3 protein-coding genes are annotated in these 2,594 nt (G+C 54.4%); all 3 read right to left on the bottom strand.

Features of this window, described 5'->3' with window-relative positions:
• Nucleotides 1-266, bottom strand: a 266-nt coding sequence (locus tag AC3A35_RS27730) for a transposase (protein ID WP_487439781.1), incomplete at its 3' end; no start/stop codon positions are given.
• Nucleotides 267-403: 137 nt separating this feature from the next.
• Complete coding sequence (locus AC3A35_RS27725) at nt 404-1,144, bottom strand: hypothetical protein (RefSeq protein ID WP_487439780.1); 741 nt, start codon at nt 1,142-1,144, stop codon at nt 404-406.
• Between the two features lie 92 nt (nt 1,145-1,236).
• Nucleotides 1,237-2,594 (bottom strand): hypothetical protein (locus AC3A35_RS27720; protein ID WP_487439779.1); only part of this gene is annotated, 1,358 nt, incomplete at its 5' end.

Here is a 2,594-nt window from a genome sequence, read left to right as displayed (position 1 = left end):
ACGTTGTCGCGGCAGGCCGCGGCAATCGCGCGCGAACTCACCAAGCCGCGCGAGTAGCCGAGCAGCACGATCTTGAGTAACACGTTCGGCGCAAAGGCGGGGGCGCCGGTGCTGTCGTTGCGGTAGCGCGTCTCAAGCCCCGCCAAGTCAATTTCATGATCGACGAGATGGCACAGCGCCTGCTCGAAGCTGCCCGGAATCACCTGCCGATCAAAATCCACCGGGATCATTTTCAGGCCATAGTCGGGCGTCTTGAAGCGGGGCATCGAGAAACTCCGGGAGCGGTTACCGAATTATACCGAACGAATCGTGGTGCGCGCCGTCGCCGGGCTTTTTCTTCAGCCTCACCGCCTGAATTAAGCCGACCCGCGAAGCGGGTTCGGCTTGAATAAAAGGTTATGCGTCACGCGCTCACCTGACGAAGTTTGTCCGCTAGCTTTCCAACCATGGCCTCAATCCCCTCACCATTCGGTAGGTACTTCAGAATTCGGTGGTGCGCCATGTCAAACGGAACGTCGTCGAGAGACTGGGAGATCGGAACGACATGCTTTCCGAGAGTATGAGCAATTCCGGTTTCGTACATCACGTTCGGATTCTTCCCCGTGAAATCGACGACCACTACGTGCGCCCTGAATATCAGATTGAAGATATCTTGGATCACGGTGCTTTCTTCCCAGATGTCGTCCACGCGGAGGCAGCGATATCCCGCCGCAGTGCAAGCGCGGCGAATTCCTTCGTGCACTGCGTTAAACGCTGCGTTGAACGGCATCATGACCGCAACCAAGTCGGTTTCAATGGTCGTGTTTTCCGGGACCTGGAAGACGTTTGGGGCGAACGTGATCTTCCGTTCGGATGGTTTGGCGGACACAAAATGGCTTTCTTCTGGATATTTCTCGGCTACGTGCCTTTCGAAAATCTCAAAAGCGTTTTCGTCTTGTTCGGCAATTCGCTTGATTATCGTGAGAGCGTTCCCAGCGTAGTCTTCATCACCCCATGCGAGGCTGCGCAATAGACGAGGGTGCTTGGATATCAGGTCGGAGAGTCCCGTAAGAAGACCAACCTCCTCCCAATCTCCAGCATTGAACTCTGCGACGACCTTCTCTCGTAGCGCGAGGATTCTCTTTCCCAGCCCGTAATCAACCATGGCGGCAACCTATGTGTGACGCATAACGTCTGAAATCGCCGGCGCTGCGCGGCTTCATCGCGCAGCGTCCGGTGGATTGATGGGTTGGGCGGCTACGCCACGAAGAGATTGAATACGAACACATGAACCCGCACCTGTCGGCCTTCATCCTCACGAGATGTCATGTCGAACTGCCACTCGCCCGCCCCTTCAGTCGCACGTAAACGCTTGAACTTGGGGTGAGCCTCGAAGATCCCGGGGACACTTTCAATGATCCCGTTGAACTTCGCGTTGTGCTTGTTGAATACTACGATGGCGGCTTTGCAGTCGCGCCAGGTCAGATAGCCAAGAAGTTGGTCGATGGCTTGGGACAGTTCCTTCTGTCCCTTCCATATCTTGCACTCAGCTACAAACGCGGCTCGGGTGTCGTCCTCGATGCGAATATCCGTTTTGCCGCTTCGTCGAAATGCCTCTCCGGTAGCGTCGCCTTGATAATGGCCGTTCAAATGCGCAAGGAGAATGTCTCTAAGCTGTTCTTCATCGTGGACGGCGTAGGTCTTCGGAGTTGTCTCGAAGGTTCTACCCTCGTGCCTAATCACGGACAAGATGTGCGAATAGTCCTCGTCCGTAATTCCAGGCTCTGGCTTGTATCCGGACTTCGGGGAGGGGGGCAACGGACGGACAAGCTTCCTGGCAATCTTCACGGGCGCAAAAGCTGGTGCCCCTTCTTTTCGCTTCAATGGGATGCCCAAGACGTTCTGCAGCCCGTCATGTTTTTGTATCCGATTCCGCCTTGCCGTAACCGCGGCAAGAACTTGTGCATGGAGGCCAGCATTGAAGCCTTCAATTTGCTGCTTCTGCGACTGAATGTAAAAGCGGATTGTCTTCAGTTCTTCATCTAAGCGTGTTTTGAATCTCTCTGGAGCCTCATCGGCTGGTTGCGCCATGTCAATCTGAACATGACCGGCATTTTCTCCGCGCGAACTTACTACTTTGGCTCGAGGGAAAACTGACTGCCACTGATTTGGCTTCAATTTCCATAGGGACGAATCCCCAGTAAATGGCACGGATACAGATACGGCGACACCAGATACATGGATTGGTCCTCGATCACCGAAAGGATTTCTGTCCCGCCAGCCGCTAACATCGATCTTCGTTTCACGCTGATCCATCTCTGCGCGATCTTCGTAGATCACTAGCGGCTCCACTGTCATCTCAGACAGGATATGGTCGATGATCTCTTCCGGTTGTGCATTCATAAACTGATCGCGCGGGATCGCATCGATTTTTGCGGAGATAGAGCCCTGATGAGCTCTCAACGTCGCATCCAGATCGCCCTCAGCAAACAAGTAGTCTTCTCGTCCCATGCTAGATCCTAATCTCCGATAGCCGCCCAACGACGGTGTAGAAAAACCCGATCTCCGGGCATGCGGTTCCTGTCGGCGATAACCGACGATGTCTTGTTCATCAT

This window comes from Azoarcus sp. Soil_N_20, from assembly GCF_057656155.1.
This window is presented reverse-complemented; position numbering and strand designations above follow the sequence as displayed.